Origin of the sequence: Parafrigoribacterium mesophilum, assembly GCF_039652555.1 — a bacterium.
GTDB classification, from domain to species: domain Bacteria; phylum Actinomycetota; class Actinomycetes; order Actinomycetales; family Microbacteriaceae; genus Parafrigoribacterium; species Parafrigoribacterium mesophilum.
In genome coordinates this window covers 918,742-941,904 of sequence record NZ_JBDJAF010000001.1, presented here as the reverse complement: position 1 = coordinate 941,904, position 23,163 = coordinate 918,742, and the positions used below count along the sequence as shown (strand labels likewise).

Below are 23,163 nucleotides of genomic sequence, written 5' to 3'. Positions count from 1 at the left end.
TCGATGAAGCTCTCAGGCTCATGACAGAGGGGGAGTTCTGTTTGCGACCCATGCCAGGAGAACTCATGCCCGAACCCGTCCCCACGCAGAGGTTTTCACCGCTGCATGCCATCCACGAGGCTGCCGGTGCCAGCTTCACGGACTTCGCCGGGTGGCAAATGCCGGTGCGCTACACAAGCGACCTCGCCGAGCACCACGCGGTGCGCACCAGCGCCGGTATTTTCGACTTGTCGCATATGGCCGAGATCCGGGTCGAGGGCGCGGATGCGCCGGCCTTCCTCGACTACACACTTGCCGGCAGACTCTCCACCATCGCGAACCACCAGGCGAAATACAGTCTGCTGCTCGCCCACACCGGCGGCATCATCGACGATGTCGTGGTCTACCGGCTGGCGGAGCGATCCTTTCTCGTGGTCGCCAACGCCGGCAACCGGTTTGCGGCTGCCGCAGCGCTGTCGGAACGCGCCGCCGGATTCGACGTCACCGTCACCGACAGCAGCGACGACTACGCGCTGATCGCCGTGCAGGGACCCAAGGCCCGGGCCGTCGTCGAGACGGCAACCGACATCACTCGGTACGGCGTGCCGCTGGCTGACCTGCGGTATTACCACAGCACCGACGCGGTGTTCCGGGATCTGCCGCTGCTGGTGGCCCGCACCGGCTACACCGGCGAAGACGGCTTCGAACTGTATGTCCGAGCGGATGCCGCGCAGCAGCTCTGGCACGCTCTCACCGAGGCCGGCGGCACCGAGCTCATGCCCGCAGGCCTCGCCAGCCGGGACACCCTGAGACTGGAAGCCGGGATGCCGCTGTACGGCCACGAACTCAATGAGGACACCTTCCCGATCCAGGCCGGGCTTGGCCGCGTGGTTGCCCTGAACAAACCCGGCGACTTCGTGGGGCGCGCCGCCGTCGAATCCGGCCCCGCCGCAGGCGCGCGCGTTCTAGTCGGCCTGGCCGCGGAAGGCAAGCGCGCCGGACGAGCCGGATACGCCGTGTTCGACGGAGCCCAGAGCCAGGCGCACGAGGTTGGCACCATCACCAGCGGCGCCCTGTCGCCGACCCTCGGACATCCGATCGCCATGGCGTACGTCGACTCTCCACTGGCAGGGACTGGAACTGCGCTGTGCCTCGACGTGCGGGGAACCAGGATTCCCGCCCAGATCGTTCCCCTTCCCTTCTATACACGAGAGGCCAAGTAATGGCTGACAAGACACAATTCAGGTACACGCCGGAGCACGAGTGGCTTCAGATCGACGGCGACACCGCCACCGTGGGCATCACCGACTACGCCGCGGAGAAGCTCGGCGACGTCGTGTTCGTCGAGCTCCCTGCCGTCGGCACGAGTGTGAGCGCCGGCGCGGTGATCGGCGAGATCGAGTCGACGAAGTCGGTCGGCGAGCTCTTCTCCCCAGTGGACGGCACCGTGGCCGAGACGAACGACGCGGTAGCGGCCGCCCCGGAGTTGATCAACACCGATCCGTTCGGTGAGGGGTGGATGGTGAAGATCACCGCCTCCCGGCCGGCGGACCTGGGCGGCCCGACCTTCCTCACCTACGACGGCTACACCGCGTTGGTAGGGGAGTGATGGTCGACTCCATCGGCGTCGTCCGTCCGTTCGAAAGTCGTCACATCGGAACGGACGCTGCGGCGCAGCGGGCGATGCTCGACACGCTGGGCTATCGCAGCGTGGAGGAACTGGTCGCCGCAGCGGTACCCGACTCGATCCAGCAGCGGCCGGCCGGCGCCCGGTCTGGCACCCTGCCTCCGGCGGCCAGCGAACGCGACACGCTGGCCGAACTGCGCGGTTTCGCAGCCCGCAACCGGGTGAACCGGTCGATGATCGGACTGGGCTACTACGGCACCATCACCCCGGCCGTGATCAAACGCAATGTGCTGGAGAACCCGAGCTGGTACACCGCGTACACGCCTTATCAGCCGGAAATCTCCCAGGGCCGGCTGGAAGCGTTGATCAACTTCCAGACCATGGTCGCCGACCTCACCGGCCTCGACACGGCCAACTCCTCGATGCTCGACGAAAGCACCGCTGTGGTCGAAGGCATGCTGCTGGCCCGGCGCGCCTCCAAGTCCGACTCCAACGTCTTCGTCGTGGACGCCGATACCCTGCCACAGACCAAGGCCGTGCTCGCGAACCGGGCCGCCGCCGTGGGCATCGAACTAGTCGAGCTGCCGTTCCTCCCCGCGTCCTCGAACGACGGCCGGCAGCTGCCCGATGCCTGCTTCGGCGTCTTCGTGCAGTATCCAGGCGCCTCCGGCCGGGTGTGGGACCCCACGAGCGTCATCCGGCAGGCGAAGGCATCCGGAGCACTCACGGTGGTGGCGGCCGACCTGCTCGCCCTCACACTGCTCACCTCCCCCGGGGAACTGGGCGCCGATGTCGCCGTGGGCACCACGCAGCGCTTCGGCGTTCCGATGGGCTTCGGCGGTCCGCACGCCGGCTACATGGCCGTACGGAAGGGGCTGGAGCGCCAGTTGCCCGGTCGGCTGGTGGGCGTCTCCCAAGACGCCGACGGGCACCCCGCGTACCGCCTCGCGTTGCAGGTGCGCGAGCAGCACATCCGCCGCGAGAAGGCAACCAGCAACATTTGCACCGCGCAGGTGCTGTTGGCCGTGATGGCCGGGATGTACGCGGTGTATCACGGCGCACAGGGCTTGCGCGACATCGCCGAGGCCGTCACGCGCCGCGCCAGGTTTCTCGCCGAAGCCGCCACCGACGGCGGTCACACCGTCGTGCACGGCAACTACTTCGACACCCTCACACTGCACACCGACCGCAGCGCCGACGCCCTGGTCGAGGATGCCTATGATGCCGGCTTCCTGATCCGCAAGGTGGACCAGAACACGGTACAGCTGTCCGTCGATGAGACGATCGACGACGGCGATCTGCTCGTGATCGCCAGGGTGCTCGGCGCCGAGCGGGAATTGCTCGATGGTGCGGCCGTGGCGCGCACCGACATCGACGGCTGGATCCCCGCCGGCTTGCTACGCAAGAGCGCGTATCTCACGCATCCGGTGTTCAGCACGCACCACTCCGAGACCGCGATGATGCGCTACCTCAGGTACCTTGCCGACAAGGACTACGCCCTCGACCGGGGGATGATCCCGCTGGGGTCCTGCACCATGAAGCTCAACGCGGCTGCCGAAATGGAAGCCGTCAGTTGGCCGGAATTCGCGGACATCCATCCGTTCGCACCGAAGGCGGATGTCGAGGGATACCTGGCGATGATCGGCCAGCTCGAGGGGTGGCTGGCCGAGGTGACCGGATACGACGCGGTGAGCCTGCAGCCCAACGCCGGTAGCCAAGGCGAACTGTCCGGATTGCTCGCGATCCGCGGTTACCATCGCGCCAACGGCCAGGAGCAACGTCGCGTCTGCCTCATCCCCTCCAGCGCGCACGGCACTAACGCCGCCTCGGCGGTGCTGGCCGGCCTGAGGGTGGTCGTGGTCGCGTGTGACGAGCACGGCAACGTGGACCTGGGCGATCTGCGGGCGAGGATTGCGGAGCACGCATCCGACCTCGCTGCGCTGATGATCACCTACCCGTCGACGCACGGGGTGTACGAGCAGGATGTGGCCGAGATCTGCCGCGAGGTGCACGCCGCGGGTGGGCAGGTCTACGTGGACGGCGCCAATCTCAACGCGCTGCTCGGCTTCGCCCGGTTCGGGGATTTCGGCGGCGACGTCTCGCACCTGAACCTGCACAAGACGTTCTGCATCCCGCACGGCGGCGGCGGGCCGGGCGTCGGCCCGGTTGCCGCCAAGGCGCACCTGGCCCCGTACCTGCCAGGCCATCCGCTGGATCAGCGCTCGCCGGTCTGGGGCCGGGCGGTCTCGGCGGCCCCGTTCGGCAGCCCAGGCATTCTGCCGATCAGTTGGGCGTATATCCGGATGATGGGTGCCGAGGGGCTGAAGCAGGCCACCGGCGCGGCGGTGCTGGCGGCGAACTACCTCGCCGTGCGGCTGCGGGACAGCTACCCGGTGCTCTACGCCGGCAAGAACGGACTGGTCGCGCACGAGTGCATCCTGGATCTGCGGCCGCTCACCGAGGCGACCGGGATAAGCGTGGACGACGTGGCCAAGCGCCTCATCGATTACGGCTTCCACGCGCCGACGATGAGTTTCCCCGTCGCAGGCACGCTCATGGTAGAACCGACCGAGAGCGAGGACCTCGCCGAGCTCGACAGGTTCGTCGAAGCTATGGTCGCCATCAAGGCCGAAGCGGATGCCGTCGCGGCGGGGCAGTGGCCGGTCGACGACAATCCGCTGCACGGCGCACCGCACACCGCCCGGAGCCTGATCCAGGGGGAGTGGCAGCATCCGTACAGCCGGGAGGTTGCCGCCTACCCGGTGCGCTCGCTGCTAGTGGACAAGTACTGGCCTCCGGTCCGCCGCATCGACAACGCCTACGGTGACCGCCACCTGGTGTGCGCCTGCCCGCCGCCGGAGGCCTTCCAGTAGCCTGCCCTAGTCCCGTTTCACGGAGTTTCTGTCTCCGGGCCCCAGATTCCGGCATCACCAGGCCGGTCGGTGACAGTTTTTCCTTGAAACGGGGCAGAGACAGGAAACGGGGCAGAGACAGGAAACGGGGCAGAGACAGGAAACGGGACGGAGAGGGGAGGGGTCAGGCAAAGAGGGCGGGCAGGGCAGCGACAGCCCACTGGTAGCCGACGAAGCTCACCGCATCCAGCAGGAAGTGAGCCACCACCAGCGGCAGCACCCGCCCGTACTTGGTGTACAGCCAACCGAACAGCACGCCCATGGCGACATTGCCGACGAACGATCCGAACCCCTGGTAGAGATGGTACGAGCCCCGCAGCACGGCGCTGGTGAGGATGATCGGCCACTTCCTCCAGCCCAGGTCCCCCAGGCGCGCGAACAGGTATCCGACGACGAGGACTTCCTCCACGACGCCGGCACGCAGCGCCGACAGTAGCAGCACCGGAATCGTCCACCAGTAGGTGTCTAACGCGTTCGGCTGCACCCGCACGGTGATGCCGATCGCATGCCCCAGCAGATAGAGCGCAAGTCCCGGAACGCCGATGACCACGGCGAGAGCCAGCCCGGCGAGCGCATCCCGCCACGGCCGACTGCCGTCAATGCCAAGCCTGCTCAGGTGCGGCCGGGTCACCCGCCACAGCAGAAAGGCGGCGAGGGCGACCGGAACCAGATCGAACAAGACCGACAGCAACTGATAGGTCAGGTCGAACCCCGGCCGGTTGCTGAGCGAGTTGTTCAGGGTGGCAGTCTGCGACGACAGCGGGGTCTTCTGGGTAAGCCTCGCCAGAATCGCGACGACGGAGTACACCGCAGAAGCGCCGAGGGACAGGCCGAGCACCAGCAGGATCTCAACCCGGATGCGGCGGTGCGGTGCCGCCTTATCCTGCGGTACGGGCGAGAGCTCGGCTGGCACGGCTCGATCGTACCGTGACCCCGGAGCGGCAGGAACGAGCAACCGACAAGCCCCGGCGAGCCCTGACGAGCCCTGACGAGCGTTCGCCGTCCAAAAGGACAATAGCGATCAACTCTCGGGATAGCTGGATTAGTGCGCATCCCAGGCCGGCGGCGCAATAATTTGTAGGAAAACTGCAAGATCTGGCGTGTGGATCACAACTAGGTACCGTTTACGTTTACCATTTTGGCTGAGGGGAACCTGTGTGTTTAGGGTTCTTTAATACACCACACGGACGGTGCCATAAGCTCCGAGCCGTTACGCCATTGCACCAGGAGGAAAATTGAAGATCAATCGGACCGCCTTAGCGGCCGCGGGCATCGGCCTCGCGACCGCGATGATATTGACGGGATGCGGACCGTCCGCGCCGGCCCCGAAGGCATCGAGTTCAGCGTCGTCCACGGCCGTCATCACGACCAACGGCTCCGAGCCGCAGAACCCGCTGATCCCGACCAACACCAACGAAACCGGCGGCGGTAAGATCCTCGACGCGATGTTCGCGGGACTCGTCTACTACGACGAGAAGGGTGCTCCGCACAACGACGTTGCCGAGTCGATCAAGACCAGCGACAACAAGACCTACACGATCAAGATCAAGCCTGGCCAGAAGTTCACCGATGGTGAGCCCGTCACGGCGGACAGCTTCGTCAAGGCCTGGAAGTACGGTGCTCTGGCGAGCAACAAGCAGCTGTCCAGCTACTTCTTCGAGGACATCGAAGGATTCAGCTACGACGCGGACACCGACCTCACCGGCCTGAAGGTCGTCGACGACAACACGTTCACGGTGACGCTGACCTCGGCGCTGGCGGACTTCCCGCTGCGTCTTGGCTACTCGGCGTTCTTCCCGCTGCCGGAGTCGGCATGGAAGGACCTCGAGGCGTTCGGTCAAAACCCGATCGGCAACGGACCGTACATGTTCGCCAGCCCGACGGCGTGGCAGCACAACGTGAAGATCGACCTCAAGGTGAACCCCGGTTACGACGGCGGACGCAAGGCCCACAACGGTGGACTGACGATCACGTTCTACGCGAACCAGGGCGCGGCCTACTCCGATCTGCTCGGGAACAACCTTGACGTGCTGGATGCCATTCCGGACAGCGCGTTCGGGACCTACAAGAAGGACCTCGGTGACCGCGCTGTGAACCAGCCGGCCGCGATTTTCCAGTCCTTCACCATCCCGTCCCGTCTTCCGCACTTCAGTGGAGAGGAAGGCACACTGCGTCGCCAGGCTCTGTCGATGGCGATCAACCGCCCGGAGATCACCAAGGTGATCTTCCAGGACACTCGTACGCCGGCGTCTGACTTCACCTCGCCGGTCATCGACGGCTGGTCGAACAAGCTCAAGGGTGCCGACGTTCTCAAGTTCAACGAGAAGAAGGCGAAGGATCTGTGGGCTCAGGCCGACAAGATCTCCCCGTGGACCGGTAAGTTCCAGATCGCCTACAACGCCGACGGCGGCCACCAAGGCTGGGTCGACGCTGTGACGAACAGCATCAAGAACGTACTGGGCATCGACGCGTCGGGTGCGCCGTACCCGACGTTCAAGGAGGCTCGTACTCTGATCACGAACCGCACGATCCAGACCGCGTTCCGCACCGGTTGGCAGGCTGACTACCCGGGGTTGTTCAACTTCCTCGGGCCGTTGTATGGCACCAACGCCGGATCCAACGATGGTGACTACTCCAACCCGGACTTCGACGCGCTCTTGAAGAAGGGCTCGACGGAAACCGATCTGGATGCCGCGAACAAGGACTTCCAGCAGGCTCAGGAGATCCTGCTGAAGGACCTGCCGGCGATCCCGCTGTGGTACTCGAACGTGACCGGTGGCTTCGGCCCTGATGTGCAGAACGTGCACTTCGGCTGGAACTCCGTGCCGCTGTACTACGAGATCACCAAGAAGGACTAGTAGTAGTAGCCGGTTACTGCCAGGGGCGGCGACGCACGCGTCGTCGCCCTTGGCATGACTCTGCGAGCGCGGTGCCTTTTACCCCTTGCGCGCGTGTAATCTCGGTGCTGGCCCCACGAGGGTTTCGCTCCAACACAGATAGGTCGCACTTTCCTATGTACAGATCTCCCGTTCCGAAGGCAATGTAGCCCCATGGCCGGTTATATCTTCCGACGGTTCCTTCAAGCCGTGCCGGTGTTCTTCGGCACCACGCTGCTTATCTACTACATGACCTTCGTGATGCCCGGTGACCCGATCATCGGGATGTTCGGAGAGCGGACTCCTAACCCGGCACTGGTGGAGGCGCTGCGCGCCCAGTACCACCTTGACCAGCCGTTCATCGTGCAGTACTTCATTTACATCGGCGGCATCTTCCGTGGTGATTTCGGCATGTCCTTCTCGGGTGAGCCCATCTCTCAGGTGCTCGCCCGCACCTTCCCGGTGACGGCACGGCTGGCGATCATCGCGGTCGTCTTCCAGGCATTCTTCGGCATCCTCGTCGGGCTGGTCGCGGGATTGCGGAAGGGCAAGCTCTTCGACGCGAACTCACTGGCGGTCGGCCTGATCCTGATTTCACTGCCGATCTTCGTGATCGCGTTCGTCGCCCAGTACGTGTTCGGAATCTGGCTGGGCTGGGCCAGGACGACAGTGGGCGTCGGCGCCCCGATCCAGGACTTGATACTGCCGGGGCTGGTGCTGGCCTCGGCCAGCTTCGCCCAGATCATGCGACTGACCCGGGAATCGGTGATCGAGACCTCCGGAATGGACTTTGTCCGTACCGCCTACAGCAAGGGCCTGAGCCGCAAGCGGATCATCCCGGTGCACATCCTGCGAAACTCGCTGATACCGGTCGTCACGTACCTGGCCGTGGATTTCGGCGTGCTGCTGGTGGGTGCCACCATCACGGAAGGTATCTTCAATGTGCCTGGCGTGGGTAATACCCTGTTCCAGGCCATTCTCCGAGGCGAGAATCCCACGGTGGTCTCGTTCGTGACCATCATGGTGCTGCTCTACCTCGCCGTCAATCTCATAGTGGACCTGTTCTACGGCCTGCTCGACCCAAGGATCCGCTATGTCAAGTAACTTCAGCGACGAGCTGGCCACGGGCGGCCGGCTCACCCAGACCCACTTCGTCGCCTCGGTGGAACGGGCGCCCCTGGTCGGTGCCATCGACGCGGTCAATGTCGACGAGGAGCGCAGCAACCTGTGGCTCGACGCCTGGCGTGACCTGCGCCGCCGTCCGGTCTTCTGGATCTCCTCGGCGTTGATTGTGCTGATCACCGTGGTCGCGCTGTTCCCCGGCCTGTTCACCCAGGTGCCACCGAACAATCAGTGCTTCCTGTCGAACAGCAACGCCGGGCCCACCGCCGGACATCCGCTCGGCTTCACCAAACTGGGCTGCGACGTCTACTCGCGCATCATCCACGGCACTTCGACCTCGCTCAGCGTCGGTGTCATCGTGATCGTGATGACCACCTTCTTCGGCGTTGTCTTCGGTGCATTCTCCGGCTTCTACGGCGGTTGGATCGACTCGGTGCTCTCCCGGGTCGGCGACATCTTCTTCTCGATCCCCTACATCCTGGCCGCCGTCGTCGTGATGTCGGTGCTGTCTCAATACCGCAGCGTGTGGAGCATCTCCCTGGCGATCGGTGCGTTTGCTTGGCCCGGAACCGCCCGCGTTCTGAGATCGGAGATCTTCCGGGTCAAGAGCGCCGACTTCGTCATGGCGTCCACGGCGCTCGGGATGTCGCGGTTCAAGATCATGCTCAAGCACGTGTTGCCGAACTCGATCGCCCCGGTGATTGTGGTCACCACACTGTCCCTCGCCGGCGCGATCGTCGCCGAGGCGAGCTTGTCCTTCCTCGGCGTCGGCATGGGTAGTGACATCATGTCGTGGGGCAACGACATCAACCATGCCCAGGTCGACCTTCGAACGGCCCCCCAGACACTGATCTACCCCTCGATCGCCCTGTCCATCACCGTGTTCGCGTTTGTCTCGCTCGGCGAGGTCCTGCGAGATGCGCTCGACCCGAAGGCGAGGGCACAGCGATGACCCAGGTCCTCCCCGCGCCCGATCGACTCACCGGCGGACCGCTCCTCGAGATCAAAGGACTCGAGGTAGCGTTCCAAACCCAGCACGGCTCGGTTCCTGCCCTGCAAGGCGTGGACCTCACCCTGATGCCCGGCCACACCGTCGCCATCGTCGGTGAATCCGGATCGGGCAAGTCCACCACCGCCCACTCGATCATCAACCTGCTTCCCGGCACCGGGAAGATCACCGGCGGCGAAGTGCTCTTCGAGGGCAGGGACCTGTCCAAGCTAAACGAGAAGCAGATGGAAGAGGTACGCGGGCGCCTGATCGGATTCGTCCCGCAAGACCCGATGTCCAACCTGAACCCGGTGTGGAGCATAGGCTTCCAGGTCGAGGAGACGATCCGCGCCAACGGGATCGCGACCGGCAAGGACGTCAAGAAACACGCCATCCAGGTACTCAAGGAGGCCGGGCTCGCCGACGCCGACAAGCGCTTGCGCCAGTTCCCGCACCAGTTCTCCGGCGGCATGCGGCAGCGGGTGCTCATCGGTATGGCGCTCTCCTCCCGCCCGAAGCTGCTCATCGCCGACGAGCCGACTTCGGCGCTGGATGTGACGGTGCAGCGCGTCATCCTCGACCATCTCGAGAGCATGACTCGCGACCTGGGCACCGCACTGCTGTTCATCACGCATGACCTCGGCCTCGCCGCAGAGCGCGCGGAGCAACTCGTGGTGATGTACCACGGCAAGGTTGTCGAGTCCGGCCCGTCCCGGGAAATCCTGGAGAACCCGCAGCATCCGTATTCGCAGCGCCTGGTCGCCGCAGCACCCAGCCTCGCGTCCCGGCGGATTCAGTCCTCGAGCAAGAGCCTCATCGACCTCGACTACACCGCACCCGCGGCGGCGGCGGACGTGGACCTGGTACACGCCGCCGAGGATCGTGCGGCGAAGCAGGCCGCCTCCGGGGTTCACGACAACGCGATCGTGGTTGAGTCGCTGACCAAGGTGTTCAAGATCCGCGGCGTCAAGGGCGACGCTCGACAGTTCAAGGCCGTCGACGACGTGTCCTTCTCGATCGAGCGCGGCACGACCATGGCGCTGGTCGGTGAGTCGGGTTCCGGCAAATCCACCGTGGCCAAACTGTTGCTGCGACTGGAAGACGTCACGAGCGGGCAGATCACCATCGACGGCGTCGACACCGCGCCGCTCAAGGGTCGCAAGCTGCTGGCACTGCGTCGCAAGATGCAGCCGGTGTTCCAAGACCCGTACGGTTCGCTCGACCCGCTGCGCAACATCGGCAACACCATCGCGGAGCCGTTGATGGTGCACAAGGTGGGGGACACCGCCTCGCGGCGCGCGCGCGTGAGCGAACTTCTCGACCAGGTGGCGCTGCCAACGAGCCTGGCCACGCGGTACCCCGGAGAACTCTCCGGAGGGCAGCGCCAGCGGGTCGCGGTGGCCAGGGCGCTCGCGCTCAAACCGGAGATCGTCATCCTCGATGAGGCGGTTTCCGCGCTCGACGTGCTGGTTCAGGGTCAGATCCTCGCGCTGCTGGCCGAGTTGCAATCGGAGATGGGGCTCACCTACCTGTTCATCACCCACGACCTCGCGGTGGTGCGGATGATCGCCGATCATGTCTGCGTTATGCAGCACGGTCGTGTCGTGGAGGCCTCCACCGTCGACGACGTCTTCGACAACCCGCAACAGGACTACACCAGGGACTTGCTCAACGCGATTCCCGGCGCCGGACTTGCGCTCGGCGTCTAAACTGCGTCCATCCAACCCGGGCTCGCCGCCGAAGCGCCCCAGTGCCGCCCGAGCGGCGCTGACCCTGGCGTTGCTGCTGGTGCCCGTGCTCGCGATCTCGGCCTGCACGGGGCCCTGGGGCGAGACGGACACCATCGAGCGGAACAGCGCCGTGGTCGTGGCCACCGGCACACCGTTCTTTTCCTATAACGACGCCACGTCCTACGGCCACTCACCCGGGAACACCGCCATCCGGGAAGCCACCGCATCCTCGTTCAACTCGTACGATGAGCACGGCACGCTGGTGCCGGACAGCTCGTTCGGCAGCTACCGCGTACTGTCCACGCATCCGTTCACCGTGCGCTACACGATCCGCGACGGGGTGAGGTGGTCGGACGGTGCGAAGGTGGATGCCGCCGACCTGCTGCTCGCGTGGGCCGCGAATTCCGGCGCGCTGAACACCCCGGACTTCGACCCGGCACCGTACGTCGACGCCGGCACCGGGCGGTTCACGGCGGACTTCCCGAGAGACGTGGTCTTCTTCGACGGCGCAACCAGCGCCGGCCTGAGCCAGGTCAGCACCATCCCCCAGGTCAGCGACGACGCCCGCTCGATCACTCTCAGGTACGACAATTACGTTCCGGACTGGCAGCTCTTGCTTGAGGTGGGTCTTCCCGCACACATCGTGGCGGAGCACGCGCTGGCGGCGAAGGATGCCAGCACGGCCAAATCGGCGCTCATCACGGCGATCCAGCACCGCACCACTCACGATCTCGCGGCCATCTCGCGGTTCTGGAACTCGGGATTCAACCTTTCCGAGCAGCCCGGCGGCGTCACACCGGTCCGCACGGATCAGCTGCTGAGTACGGGGCCGTACACGGTCACCGACTTCAGCGACGGTGACCACGTCACCCTGACCGCCAACCCGAAGTACGCCGGACACCACAAGCCGCACATCGAGAAGATCACGGTGCGGTTCATCACCGACCCCCTGAGTCAGGCCCAGGCACTGCGCGAGCGCGCCGTGGACGTCGTCGCCGCGGCGGGCAGCGCGGACCTCGCTGCGGCGTTGCACGCCATTCCGGGTGCCCGCGTGGTGGCCGGCTTCGCCGACGACTACGAACACGTGGATCTGCAGTTCGCCCGCAGCCGCAGTGGAAGCTTCGATAACCCCATGGTGCGGGAAGCGTTCCTCAAAGTCGTACCGCGTCGAGAGATTCTCCGGGAACTCGTGGCACCAGTGCACCCTCACGCGCCGCTGCGCTCCTCCTGGCTGTTCCTGCCCGGCGCGGCGCAGTACTCGGCCAGCGTGGCAGCCAACGGTTCCGACGCGTTCGACGACGTCGACGTCGTCGGAGCGCAGCGACTTCTCGCGCAGGCCGCGGTGGAACATCCTTCCGTGTGCGTGCTGTTCGACAGCGGCAACCCACGTCGCAAGCAGGAATTCACTTTGTTGCAAGCCCATGCCCAGCGGGCCGGTTTCGTCGTCAGCGACTGCTCAAGCCCGGACTGGGCAAACCTGCTGGGCACGGCGGGTGCCTACGATGCCGCACTGTTCGCCTGGAGTGAGTCCAACTCGGCCACCGGTGGTGCCGCGGCGGTGTTCGGCACCGATGGCGCCCGGAATTACAACTTTTACTCAAGCCAGAAGACGGATGCGCTGCTGGCGGAACTGGGCGTCGCCGCCGACCCGGCGCGGCAGGCCGAATTGCGACAAGCCATCGACGAGCAGCTGTTCCGCGACGCCTACGGTGTGCCGCTCTATCAGTTCCCGCAACTGGTCGCCACCGGCGGTGGCGTCAACGGCCTGACCCCGTCCGCGCGGGCCGCCGGCATCCTCTGGAACGCATGGAAATGGACGACCCCGAATTCACGGTAGAATGTCCCTTCGGGGCACTAGAGCCACAGATGCTGCTCGCCTCCATCCACACCATCACATCAGCGTTTGACCGCTGCCGCCCTGCCTGGTTTCTCGGGCAGCGAGTCCGGCGGGTGCAGCGCCCAGCAGTCAAGGAACCCATTCGTATGGCTATTGCCAGCCGCAACGATTTGCGCAATGTGGCGATCGTCGCCCACGTCGACCACGGCAAGACGACCCTCGTCGACGCGATGCTCCGGCAGACCAACTCGTTCGCCGAACACGCACACCTCGAAGACCGTGCCATGGACTCGAACGACCTCGAGCGCGAAAAAGGCATCACGATCCTGGCCAAGAACACCGCGGTCACCTACCGCGGCATCCACGCCACCGACGGGCCGATCACCATCAACGTGATCGACACGCCCGGTCACGCCGACTTCGGAGGCGAGGTCGAACGCGGCCTGTCCATGGTCGACGGCGTCGTACTCCTGGTCGATGCGAGCGAGGGTCCGCTGCCGCAGACCCGGTTCGTGCTGCGGAAGGCGCTGGAAGCCAAACTCCCCGTCATCCTGCTGGTGAACAAAACCGACCGCCCGGACGCGCGCATCGACGATGTGGTGTCCGAGTCCCAGGACCTGCTGCTCGGGCTGGCCGGCGACCTCGCCGACGACGTGCCCGACCTCGACCTGGACAAGATCCTCGACGTGCCGGTGGTCTACGCATCCGGCCGCAACGGCGCTGCGAGCCTCAACAAGCCCGAGAACGGAACGCTTCCCGACAATGCGGACCTCGAGCCGCTGTTCGAGTCGATCCTCACGCACATCCCGGCGCCGCGCTACGATGATGAGCATCCGTTGCAGGCGCACGTCACCAACCTCGACGCGTCGCCGTTCCTGGGCCGCCTTGCGCTGCTGAGAGTGTTCAACGGCACCATCCACAAGGGCCAGACCGTGGCCTGGGTGCGGCACGACGGCAGCGTCACGAACGTGCGGATCACCGAGCTGCTGAAGACCCGTGCGCTAGACCGGTACCCGACCGAGTCCGCCGGACCCGGCGACATCGTCGCCGTGGCCGGCATCGACGACATCACCATCGGTGAGACACTCGCCGACCCCGATGACGTGCGCCCGCTGCCGATCATCAAGGTCGACGACCCCGCGATCTCGATGACGATCGGCACCAACACCTCGCCGTTGATCGGCAAGGTCAAGGGGCACAAACTCACCGCCCGCATGGTCAAGGACCGCCTCGACCGGGAGCTCGTCGGCAACGTCTCGATTAAACTTGTGGACATCGGGCGTCCGGATGCCTGGGAGATCCAGGGTCGCGGAGAACTCGCCCTGGCCATCCTGGTCGAGCAGATGCGTCGCGAGGGTTACGAGCTCACCGTCGGCAAACCCCAGGTGGTCACCAAACAGGTGAACGGCAAGACCCACGAGCCCTACGAGCGGCTTACCGTGGACGTGCCAGAAGAGTATCTGGGTGCGGTGACGCAACTGCTGGCGGCGCGCAAGGGTCGCATGGACGGCATGTCGAACCATGGCACCGGCTGGGTGCGCATGGAGTTCATCGTCCCGGCGCGCGGACTCATCGGTTTCCGCACCGAGTTCCTCACCATCACCCGCGGCACCGGAATCGCCAACGCCATCTCCCACGGATACGACGAATGGGCCGGGAACATCGTCACCCGCAACAACGGGTCTATCGTCGCCGACCGCTCCGGAGTGGTCACCCCATTCGCCATCGTGGCCCTGCAGGAGCGGATGAGCTTCTTCGTCGAGCCGACGCAAGAGGTGTACGAAGGCATGGTGATCGGTGAGAACTCGCGCAACGAGGACATGGACGTGAACATCACCAAGGAGAAAAAGCTCACCAACATGCGCCAGTCGGTCAGCGACGAGTTCGAGCGGATGACACCCCCGCGCCAACTCACGCTGGAGGAGTGCCTGGAGTTCGCCCGCGAGGATGAGTGCGTCGAGGTGACGCCGGAGCGCATCCGGATCCGCAAGGTGGAATTGGATGCAAGTTCTCGGGCGCGGTCCAACTCGCGGGTCAAGAAGCAGAACGCGTAGCGCTCGGCCAGACTCCTAGTCGGTCACCGTGAACGGCGAGCGGTCGATGCCCTCGCCGGTCATGCCCGGTTTGCACACTGTGAAGTAGTCGCCGGGCTGCGCGTGCACGGTGAGGTTGCGTGTGGTTCCCGGGCCGATGTCCTCGACCTCGCCCACGACGCGCTGCCCGTCGGATGCGAGCAGGTAGAACTCGGTGACCGCGTCGCCGCTGTTGGTCACCGCGAACACCACGGTGCCGCTCGGCGCAGTATCGCCGGAGACGGCGCAGGCGTCCGCACTGCTGTCCACGGTGAGGGTTGTCGCCTCTGCGGGGTCAGCGACATTGTTCGGCACACAACCCGTCATCGCGACAGCCACCATCGCACCAGCCGCCATGATGAAAACGGCTCGGCGTGCTGTGTGCATTATTGTGTTCTCCCGGTGATGAGGTTGGTCGCTCCCGAGGCGGGCGCGGCCGTCGCCGGCGCCGGTGGTTCGATTGCGGCAGCCGGCTTGTGGCGGCGCAGGATGGAGACGAAGACGGCGGTGACCGGGACGACGTAGCAGACCCACACCACGGCTTGAAGCCAGGTGGTCGCCGGGGAGAAGTTGACGGTGCCCTTGAGCACGGTGCCGTACCAGCTGTCCGGGGGCACGGCGGCACTGACATTGAATGCCAGATCGTGGAGGCCGGGCAGGAAGCCGGCCTCCTGCAGATCATGCACGCCGTAGGCCAGCACGCCGCCGGCTACGACGATGAGGAACATCCCGGTGTAGGCGAAGAATTTGCCGAGGTCGATTCTCACGATTCCTCGGTAGATGAGCCAGCCGAGCACGATCGCGGCGGCGATGCCGATCGTGGCACCGAGCACCGGCAGGGTGGATGTCCCGGTGGCTTGCACGGCCGCCCAGATGAACACTGCGGTCTCGATCCCCTCGCGACCCACTGCCAGGAAGGCGACGAAGACGAGCCCCCAGCCCGCGCCGTCGAGGTTGCGGTCGATGTCGCCGCGCAACTGTCGGCTGAGGGTGCGGGAGGTCTGCAGCATCCAGAAGATCATCCAGGTGACGAAGCCCGCCGCGAAGATGGACAGGCTGCCGCCGACGAGCTCCTGCGCGCGGAAGCTGAGGCCATAGGCACCGAAGGTCAGCACGCCGCCGATGGCCAGGGAGATCACCGCCGCGAGGCCGACGCCGAGCCAGATCCGCCCCAGTACGTCCCGACGCCGAATTTTCACCACGTAGGCGACCAGGATGCCGATCACGAGTGCTGCCTCAAGACCTTCGCGCAGGCCGATGAGGAGGTTTGCGATCACGGGAGCCAATCGGGGGGGAAGCAGAATGGAGTTGGTAAGGCTACCCTTACATTCAGAATGTTACCGTTGGCCGCTTAGTCTGTCCAGTGTGCAGGAACAACTTTCCCAGCGGCCGCAGCGGGTGCTGTTCGTCCATGCGCACCCGGATGACGAGACGATCACGACCGGCGGCACCATCGCCAAGCTCGTCGACCTCGGTTCGGTGGTGACGGTGCTCACCTGTACCCGCGGGGAACTGGGAGAGGTCATCCTCGACGAGTTCAAGCACCTCGAAGGCTCCGGAGACGAACTGGCCCGGTTCCGTACCGAGGAACTGAACCGTGCCATGCACATCCTCGGCGTGAGTGACCATCGTTTCCTCGGTGATCCGTCGGCCCGATGGGCAAATCGCGATCCGCGACGGTATCTGGACTCCGGAATGAGGTGGGGCGAGCATGGTGCCGTCGCGTTGGAGACCATCGGCGCGGGAACGCTGTGCGCGGCAGCACTGGACGAGGTGGTGGCGGACATCGCCGCGGTGATTGTCCAAGCCGACATCGACGTGGTCGTGAGCTACGATGCCACCGGCGGCTACGGCCATCCCGATCACGTCCGCGCCCACCAGGCCGCGCGGCGGGCCGCCGAGGCCATGGATGTTCCGTTTTACGCGATCGAGCCGCCCACCGCGCACCATCGGGGCGGGCTCGCCGTCGACGTGTCAGCTCAAACCGGGCGCAAGACGGAGGCACTTCGCGCCTACCTGAGCCAGGTCACCGTTGCGGGAGACCGATACGCGCTGTCCAGCGGGCCCAGTCTGCCGATCGCCTCGCAAGAACGGTACTTCAGAGTCTTTCCGGATGCCGCGGTGCCCGGCGTATGGGAGGAGCAGCGGCTCGGCGGGAAGATCGCGGGTTGCCTCCTCGCTCTGGTGACCGGCGCCGCCGTCGGTGCGCTCGCCACGGTGAACCATCAGGCGGCCGTTCCGGTGTGGGGTGTACAGGTGCCGGCCGGAGTCATCGCGGGGCTGGTTCTGGTCGCCGCGTTGCTCGCGGGGCTCCGATTGGTTTTCGGCAACCGGCTGCTGCCGTCGTTGGCCGCGCTCGGTGTGCTGACGTCGGTGGGGCTGCTCTCCCTGATGTCGACGGGCGGTTCCGTGCTCGTGCCGGGGAACCCGGTGGGCTTCGGCTGGAGCTTCGGGGCGCCCATCATCGCGCTCATCGTGCTGGGCTGGCCGCGGGCCGTCCGCACCGGCGCCTGGCGCAGGAGCTTTTCGGCCCCGACGCAGGCATCCAACGGTAATGTGGGGACTGCAGCAGCATCCGAAGGGAATTCTCCACCGTGACCTACGTCATCGCGCTTCCGTGTGTCGATGTGAAAGACCGAGCCTGTGTCGATGAGTGCCCGGTGGATTGCATCTACGAGGGCGACCGGATGCTGTACATCCACCCCGACGAGTGCGTGGACTGCGGCGCGTGCGAGCCGGTATGCCCGGTCGAGGCGATCTACTACGAAGACGACCTTCCATCGCAGTGGGCCGACTACTACAAGGCCAACGTCGAGTTCTTCGATGACCTTGGATCGCCCGGTGGTGCATCGAAGCTGGGCATCATCCACAAGGACCACCCGATCGTGGCCGTGTTGCCGCCGCAAACAGCAGGAGTCTGACCCTGTCGGCGCGCACTGACCGGGGTTCCCGGGCGGGGCTTGGACTTCCGAGCTTTCCCTGGGATTCGCTGTCCGCCTTCGCGGTGCGCGCCCGGGCGCATCCTGACGGAATCGTCGACCTGTCCGTCGGCTCGCCGATCGATCCGACGCCGGTGGTCATCCGTGATGCGCTGACGGCCGCCGCGGATGCACACGCGTATCCGCAGACGGCGGGCAGCGCGCAGCTGTGCGCGGCGATCGTCGACTGGTTCCAGCGGCGTCGCGGCGTTCCCGGGCTGACGGCGGCGGAGGTGATGCCGACCATCGGTTCCAAGGAACTGATCGCCGGGCTCGCGCTGTGGCTGGGACTGGGCCCGGGAGATGTCGTGGTGCAGCCCGAACTGGCCTACCCCACCTACGCGGTCGGTGCCGCGCTCGCCGGGGCGTCGGTGCACACCGGCGATGATCCGGCCCACTGGCCGCCGAACACCGCACTGGTCTGGCTCAACAGTCCTGGCAATCCCGACGGACGGGTGCTGGGAATCGATCAACTCCGCGTGGCGGTGGAGCGGGCCCGCGAGCTGGGAGCCGTCATCGTGAGCGACGAGTGCTACGCCGAACTGGCCTGGGAGGCCGACTCCACCGTGTCGATCCTCGACGATCGGGTCACCGGAACCGACCGTCGGGGTGTGCTCGCCGTTTACTCCCTGAGCAAGCAGTCCAACCTCGCGGGCTACCGCGCCGGGATCGTCGCCGGAGGAGACGAACTGATCGCCGAAATCCTCGGCGTGCGACGGAACCTCGGATTGATCCCACCGGCGCCAGTGCAGGCGGCGATGGTGGCGGCACTGTCGGACGACGATCACGTGGCCGCCCAAAAGGAGATCTACCGGCGCCGGCGGGCGCTTCTGGCGCCGGCACTGCAGGCGGCGGGTTTCCGCATCGACCAAAGTGAAGCCGGACTGTACCTGTGGGCGACCCGGGGCGAGGACGCTTGGGACACCGTGGCAGCCATGGCCGAGCTGGGTATCCTCGTCGTGCCCGGGACCTTCTACGGTGAGGAAAATTCTCGCCACGTGCGCGTCGCACTCACCGCATCTGATGAGCGAATCGGCGTGGCCACCCGCCGATTGGGCACACTTGCCAACAAAAGTCGCGATGTTTTGGCAGATGTCACGGTCGACCCCCGCGCCAATTAGGCTGTAGGGGTGAACGATGCTGCCAACCACGACGCCCAGAAGGCGACTCTGCTCTATCCCGGTGGAAGCACCGAGTTACCGATCGAACAAAGTGTGGATGGTCCTTCGGGCATCAATATCTCATCGCTGAGACACGCGACCGGATACACGTCACTGGATTACGGGTTCGTCAACACCGCGCCGACTCGCAGCGCGATCACCTACATCGACGGTGACGCCGGCATCCTGCGCTATCGGGGCTACGCAATCGAGGACCTCGCGGCGAAGTCCACGTACCTCGAGGTGGCCTGGCTTCTGATCTATGGCGAGCTGCCCACCCCGGCCGAGCTCCAGGGTTTCGAGGAGCGCGTGCGGCGGCACACGCTGCTGCACGAGGATCTGCGCCGGTTCTTCGACGCGCTTCCGAGCAACGCGCATCCGATGCCGATCCTCTCCAGCGCCGTGTCGGCGCTGTCGACGTTCTACGAAGACTCGCTCAGCGTGCACGACCCGGAGCAGATTGAGCTGTCCACGATCCGGCTTCTGGCCAAACTGCCGATCATCGCCGCGTACGCGCACAAGAAGAGCCTCGGCCAGGCGTTCCTGTACCCCGACAACAGCCTGAGTTTCGTCGACAATTTCTTGAAGCTGAACTTCGGCACGATGGCCGAGCCGTACGAAGTGAATCCGGTGCTGAGCCGGGCGCTGGAGCGGCTGCTCATCCTGCACGAAGACCACGAGCAGAACGCGTCCACCTCAACGGTGCGCCTGGTCGGCTCGACCGAGGCCAACATGTTCGCCTCCATTTCCGCGGGGATCAACGCGCTTTATGGGCCGTTGCACGGCGGCGCGAACGAGGCGGTGCTGACCATGCTCGGCGAGATCAAGCAGTCCGGTCAGAGCGTCGAGAAATACGTGGAGCGAGTCAAGAACAAGGAGCAGGGCGTCCGGCTGATGGGCTTCGGGCATCGCGTCTACAAGAACTTCGACCCACGCGCCCGCCTCGTGAAGGAGAGCGCCGACGAGGTACTCCAGGCACTCGGAGTGAAGGACGACCTGTTGGAGATCGCGAAGGAGCTCGAATCCGTCGCCCTCGCCGACGACTATTTCATCGAACGCAAGCTCTACCCGAACGTGGACTTCTACACCGGAGTCATCTACAAGGCGATGGGCTTCCCGACCCGGATGTTCACCGTGCTGTTCGCGATCGGCCGGCTGCCGGGCTGGATCGCGCACTGGCGCGAGATGAACGCGGACCCGGCGATGAAGATCGGTCGTCCCCAGCAGTTGTATACGGGTTTCCCGGAGCGCACCTTCCCGCGCTAGGCACCACCCCGCGAGCGATACCTTTTCGGACGAGTGAGCCCGCCGCGGCGGGCCGCCTTGTCCGAAAAGGTATCGGTGGCGGCGGGTCAGGCGTGCAGCGCAGCGTTCAGCTCGATGCCGGCACCGGAACGCGGGAGCACCTCGACTGCTCCCGTGACCGAGTTGCGGCGGAACAACAGGTTGGCGAGCCCGGACAACTCGGCGGCCTTGACGACCCTGGGCTGGCCTGGTGTGGGCCGGCTTGGCTGGGGCCGGCCGGATCCGGCCTCGGCGGAATCTGCCGTCGGGTCGATCAGCACCACCTTGGTGCCCGCGGTCACGTAGAGGCCCGCCTCCACCACGGTGTCGTCGCCGATCGAGATGCCGATGCCTGAGTTTGCCCCGAGCAGCGCGCGTTCCCCGACCTCAATGCGCTGGGTTCCGCCGCCGCTGAGCGTGCCCATGATAGAGGCGCCGCCGCCGATGTCGGTGCCGTTGCCGATCACCACGCCCTGCGAGATCCGCCCTTCGACCATCGAGGCGCCGAGGGTGCCCGCGTTGAAGTTCACGAAACCCTCGTGCATGACCGTGGTGCCTGGAGCGAGATGCGCGCCCAGCCGCACCCGTGCAGCATCCGCGATGCGCACCCCCGCGGGGCTTACGTAGTCGAGCAGACGCGGGAACTTGTCCACTCCATAGGCGGCGATGCCCTGCCGTTGCAGAGGACGCCGCAGCCTCGCGAAGTCCTCCGGATGCACCGGGCCGGCGTTGGTCCACACCACGGTCGGCAGCAGGGAGAAGATCCCGTCCAGGTTCACCGTATTCGGCCGCATCAGCAGGTGGCTGAGCAGGTGCAGCCTGAAGTAGACATCCGAGGTCGAGACCGGGGCCGCGTCCGTGTCGACCGCCACGGTGACGAAGTCGATGGTCACGTTCCGACGCGGATCGGCGCCGAGCATGGCTTCCAGCTCGGACGGGGCGATGTTCCGGTCACGGCCGTGCGGTATCGCGCCCAGCGCCGGGGAGGGGAACCAGGTGTCCAAAACGGTACCGTTGCCCGCCACCGTTGCCAGCCCATAGCCCCACGCGTTCGTCATCTGTCCAGGTTATCGGCGCGCACCGCGTGATCGGGCACGCGGTGCGGATAGGCTGACCGGATGAGCGCCCTCGACCTGTCCGAATCCTCGGTCGAGCTCACCAGGGCACTGTGCGACATCGAGTCGGTGTCCGGCAATGAGACGGCGCTGGCGGATGCCGTTGAGACGGCCCTGTCCGAACTCGACCACCTGAACGTGGTGCGCGACGGCGACACGATCGTCGCCCGAACCATGCTCGGCCGCCCGCAGCGCGTGGTCATCGCCGGGCACCTGGACACCGTGCCGGTGAACGGCAATCTGCCAACGCGCCGCGAGACCGACGACGGACGGGATTGGCTGTGGGGGCGCGGCACCGTCGACATGAAGGCGGGGGTCGCCGTCCAGCTCAAGCTCGCCGCGGAATTGGTCTCGCCGGTGGTGGACCTCACCTGGATCTGGTACGACCATGAAGAGGTTTCCTCTGACCTCAACGGGCTCGGGCGGATCGCGGCCAGCCGCCCCGAGCTGCTCACCGGCGATTTTGCGATCCTCGGGGAGCCCACCAACTCCCAGGTCGAGGGTGGTTGCAACGGCACCCTCCGCGTCGACGTGCAGACGCGCGGGCTGCGGGCGCACTCCGCACGGGCCTGGGTGGGCCGCAATGCCATCCACGCCGCGGCGCCGATCCTCACCGCGCTGGCCGGCTATGTGCCGCGGCAGGTCGAGGTGGACGGCCTGGTGTACCGAGAAGGACTCAACGCCGTGCGTATCTCCGGCGGCGTCGCAGGCAACGTCATCCCCGACCAGTGCGTCGTCCACGTGAACTATCGTTTTGCCCCGAGCCGGTCGGCACAGGAGGCCATCGCCCACGTGCGCGAGGTATTCGACGGGTTCGAGACGACCGTGGTCGACGTGGCCGAGGGCGCACGACCGGGACTGGATGCGCCGCTCGCCAGGCAGTTCGTCGCGGCGGTCGGCGGCACGGCGAACCCGAAATACGGTTGGACGGATGTCGCTCGCTTTGCGGCCCTCGGCATCCCGGCCGTCAATTACGGACCTGGAGACCCACTCAAAGCCCACGCCGACGACGAGCGCGTCGACATCGAGCAGATCACGCGGTGCGAACGGGGGCTGCGGGCCTGGCTCAGCGCCTAATCCCAGTCGAGGACTCCTCGCGCGAGCTCTTAATTGTGGTCTTTTTTATTGCCGCGCTCCCAGTGTCATCCGCGGCCAAAAAGTCAGGCAACGACTAGGGTCTGCGGCGCGCGTGACGCACTTCTTAGCGGTTCACCCACATCGCACGGAACGGTCGGTATTCCCGAGAGCAGAAAAAATGCGGGATAATAGATGAAGGACAACGAAAGGGGACTACTCATGGCAGCCATGAAACCGAGGACCGGTGACGGCCCAATGGAGGCTGTAAAGGAGGGTCGCCTGATTATCGTACGCGTGCCGCTGGAAGGTGGCGGTCGTCTGGTGGTTTCGGTCAACGATGCCGAGGCGAAGGAACTTCACGACGCTCTTGCCGGAGTTGTCGCAGCGGCGGCGACGAAGTAGGCGC

18 protein-coding genes and 1 pseudogene are annotated in these 23,163 nt (G+C 65.7%); 15 read left to right on the top strand and 4 right to left on the bottom strand.

What is annotated here, in order from left to right; all coding sequences use genetic code 11:
- Nucleotides 1-65 precede the first annotated feature (65 nt).
- Genes gcvT through gcvP form a run of 3 tightly spaced genes read left to right on the top strand, consistent with a single transcriptional unit; the run spans nt 66 to nt 4,479 of the window.
- Nucleotides 66-1,202 carry a glycine cleavage system aminomethyltransferase GcvT gene (gcvT, locus tag ABFX56_RS04440; protein ID WP_346232058.1) on the top strand — a complete coding sequence of 379 codons (1,137 nt, stop codon included), beginning with the start codon at nt 66-68 and terminating at the stop codon, nt 1,200-1,202.
- A complete protein-coding gene (gene gcvH / locus ABFX56_RS04435; protein ID WP_346232057.1) occupies nt 1,202-1,588 on the top strand; it encodes a glycine cleavage system protein GcvH in 387 nt (128 codons plus the stop codon). The genes gcvT and gcvH overlap by 1 nt, the downstream gene beginning before the upstream one ends.
- Entirely contained in the window at nt 1,588-4,479 is a 2,892-nt protein-coding gene (gcvP, locus tag ABFX56_RS04430) for an aminomethyl-transferring glycine dehydrogenase (RefSeq protein WP_346232056.1), read from the top strand. The genes gcvH and gcvP overlap by 1 nt, the downstream gene beginning before the upstream one ends.
- A gap of 163 nt (nt 4,480-4,642) precedes the next feature.
- Here gcvP and ABFX56_RS04425 read toward each other — a convergent pair whose 3' ends face one another.
- Nucleotides 4,643-5,431: a CPBP family intramembrane glutamic endopeptidase gene (locus ABFX56_RS04425; protein ID WP_346232055.1), complete on the bottom strand. Its 789-nt coding sequence runs from the start codon at nt 5,429-5,431 to the stop codon at nt 4,643-4,645.
- 322 nt (nt 5,432-5,753) lie between these two features.
- Here ABFX56_RS04425 and ABFX56_RS04420 point away from each other — a divergent pair, with 322 nt between their 5' ends.
- The 6 genes from ABFX56_RS04420 to typA all read left to right on the top strand — a co-directional run bounded on the left by ABFX56_RS04420 (nt 5,754) and on the right by typA (nt 15,125).
- Nucleotides 5,754-7,376, top strand: a complete 1,623-nt coding sequence (locus ABFX56_RS04420) for a peptide ABC transporter substrate-binding protein (protein WP_428834399.1) — start codon at nt 5,754-5,756, stop codon at nt 7,374-7,376.
- 192 nt (nt 7,377-7,568) lie between these two features.
- Nucleotides 7,569-8,498 carry an ABC transporter permease gene (locus ABFX56_RS04415; RefSeq protein WP_346232054.1) on the top strand — a complete coding sequence of 310 codons (930 nt, stop codon included), beginning with the start codon at nt 7,569-7,571 and terminating at the stop codon, nt 8,496-8,498.
- Nucleotides 8,488-9,468: an ABC transporter permease gene (locus ABFX56_RS04410; protein WP_346232053.1), complete on the top strand. Its 981-nt coding sequence runs from the start codon at nt 8,488-8,490 to the stop codon at nt 9,466-9,468. Before ABFX56_RS04415 ends, ABFX56_RS04410 begins: the two co-directional genes overlap by 11 nt.
- Nucleotides 9,465-11,213 (top strand): dipeptide ABC transporter ATP-binding protein, encoded by a 1,749-nt coding sequence (locus tag ABFX56_RS04405; RefSeq protein ID WP_346232052.1) that lies wholly within the window; start codon nt 9,465-9,467, stop codon nt 11,211-11,213. Before ABFX56_RS04410 ends, ABFX56_RS04405 begins: the two co-directional genes overlap by 4 nt.
- Entirely contained in the window at nt 11,197-13,071 is a 1,875-nt protein-coding gene (locus ABFX56_RS04400; RefSeq protein ID WP_346232051.1) for an ABC transporter substrate-binding protein, read from the top strand. Before ABFX56_RS04405 ends, ABFX56_RS04400 begins: the two co-directional genes overlap by 17 nt.
- Nucleotides 13,072-13,217: 146 nt before the next feature.
- A complete protein-coding gene (gene typA, locus ABFX56_RS04395; RefSeq protein ID WP_346232050.1) occupies nt 13,218-15,125 on the top strand; it encodes a translational GTPase TypA in 1,908 nt (635 codons plus the stop codon).
- 21 nt (nt 15,126-15,146) lie between these two features.
- Here the strand turns inward: typA and ABFX56_RS04390 are convergent.
- Nucleotides 15,147-15,530 (bottom strand): annotated as a pseudogene (locus ABFX56_RS04390) (cupredoxin domain-containing protein); the annotation flags it as partial.
- Nucleotides 15,530-16,420 carry an iron uptake transporter permease EfeU gene (gene efeU, locus ABFX56_RS04385; RefSeq protein ID WP_346232049.1) on the bottom strand — a complete coding sequence of 297 codons (891 nt, stop codon included), beginning with the start codon at nt 16,418-16,420 and terminating at the stop codon, nt 15,530-15,532. The pseudogene ABFX56_RS04390 and the gene efeU, both read right to left, overlap by 1 nt.
- Before the next feature lie 88 nt (nt 16,421-16,508).
- Between efeU and ABFX56_RS04380 the strand changes: the two genes are divergently transcribed.
- Genes ABFX56_RS04380 through ABFX56_RS04365 form a run of 4 tightly spaced genes read left to right on the top strand, consistent with a single transcriptional unit; the run spans nt 16,509 to nt 20,547 of the window.
- On the top strand, nt 16,509-17,741 hold the full coding sequence (locus tag ABFX56_RS04380) for a PIG-L family deacetylase (RefSeq protein ID WP_346232048.1): 1,233 nt from the start codon (nt 16,509-16,511) through the stop codon (nt 17,739-17,741).
- On the top strand, nt 17,738-18,064 hold the full coding sequence (gene fdxA, locus ABFX56_RS04375) for a ferredoxin (protein ID WP_346232047.1): 327 nt from the start codon (nt 17,738-17,740) through the stop codon (nt 18,062-18,064). The genes ABFX56_RS04380 and fdxA overlap by 4 nt, the downstream gene beginning before the upstream one ends.
- Nucleotides 18,065-18,066: 2 nt before the next feature.
- On the top strand, nt 18,067-19,242 hold the full coding sequence (dapC, locus tag ABFX56_RS04370; protein ID WP_346233146.1) for a succinyldiaminopimelate transaminase: 1,176 nt from the start codon (nt 18,067-18,069) through the stop codon (nt 19,240-19,242).
- Between the two features lie 9 nt (nt 19,243-19,251).
- Nucleotides 19,252-20,547 carry a citrate synthase gene (locus ABFX56_RS04365; protein ID WP_346232046.1) on the top strand — a complete coding sequence of 432 codons (1,296 nt, stop codon included), beginning with the start codon at nt 19,252-19,254 and terminating at the stop codon, nt 20,545-20,547.
- Between the two features lie 86 nt (nt 20,548-20,633).
- On the opposite strand, the gene dapD is transcribed toward ABFX56_RS04365, so the two are convergent.
- Nucleotides 20,634-21,623 (bottom strand): 2,3,4,5-tetrahydropyridine-2,6-dicarboxylate N-succinyltransferase, encoded by a 990-nt coding sequence (gene dapD, locus ABFX56_RS04360; protein WP_346232045.1) that lies wholly within the window; start codon nt 21,621-21,623, stop codon nt 20,634-20,636.
- A gap of 60 nt (nt 21,624-21,683) precedes the next feature.
- Here dapD and dapE point away from each other — a divergent pair, with 60 nt between their 5' ends.
- Nucleotides 21,684-22,757 carry a succinyl-diaminopimelate desuccinylase gene (dapE, locus tag ABFX56_RS04355; RefSeq protein WP_346232044.1) on the top strand — a complete coding sequence of 358 codons (1,074 nt, stop codon included), beginning with the start codon at nt 21,684-21,686 and terminating at the stop codon, nt 22,755-22,757.
- 219 nt (nt 22,758-22,976) lie between these two features.
- Nucleotides 22,977-23,159 carry a DUF3117 domain-containing protein gene (locus ABFX56_RS04350; RefSeq protein WP_346232043.1) on the top strand — a complete coding sequence of 61 codons (183 nt, stop codon included), beginning with the start codon at nt 22,977-22,979 and terminating at the stop codon, nt 23,157-23,159.
- Nucleotides 23,160-23,163: the final 4 nt, after the last annotated feature.

Excerpts from the sequence above, each read along its gene's own strand:
- ABFX56_RS04410 (WP_346232053.1), top strand. The coding sequence starts at position 8,488 with ATGTCAAGTAACTTCAGCGACGAGCTGGCCACGGGCGGCCGGCTCACC.
- ABFX56_RS04415 (WP_346232054.1), top strand. The coding sequence starts at position 7,569 with ATGGCCGGTTATATCTTCCGACGGTTCCTTCAAGCCGTGCCGGTGTTC.
- gcvP (WP_346232056.1), top strand. The coding sequence starts at position 1,588 with ATGGTCGACTCCATCGGCGTCGTCCGTCCGTTCGAAAGTCGTCACATC.
- ABFX56_RS04350 (WP_346232043.1), top strand. The coding sequence starts at position 22,977 with ATGGCAGCCATGAAACCGAGGACCGGTGACGGCCCAATGGAGGCTGTA.
- dapD (WP_346232045.1), bottom strand. The coding sequence starts at position 21,623 with ATGACGAACGCGTGGGGCTATGGGCTGGCAACGGTGGCGGGCAACGGT.
- gcvT (WP_346232058.1), top strand. The coding sequence starts at position 66 with ATGCCCGAACCCGTCCCCACGCAGAGGTTTTCACCGCTGCATGCCATC.
- typA (WP_346232050.1), top strand. The coding sequence starts at position 13,218 with ATGGCTATTGCCAGCCGCAACGATTTGCGCAATGTGGCGATCGTCGCC.
- gcvH (WP_346232057.1), top strand. The coding sequence starts at position 1,202 with ATGGCTGACAAGACACAATTCAGGTACACGCCGGAGCACGAGTGGCTT.
- ABFX56_RS04405 (WP_346232052.1), top strand. The coding sequence starts at position 9,465 with ATGACCCAGGTCCTCCCCGCGCCCGATCGACTCACCGGCGGACCGCTC.
- dapE (WP_346232044.1), top strand. The coding sequence starts at position 21,684 with ATGAGCGCCCTCGACCTGTCCGAATCCTCGGTCGAGCTCACCAGGGCA.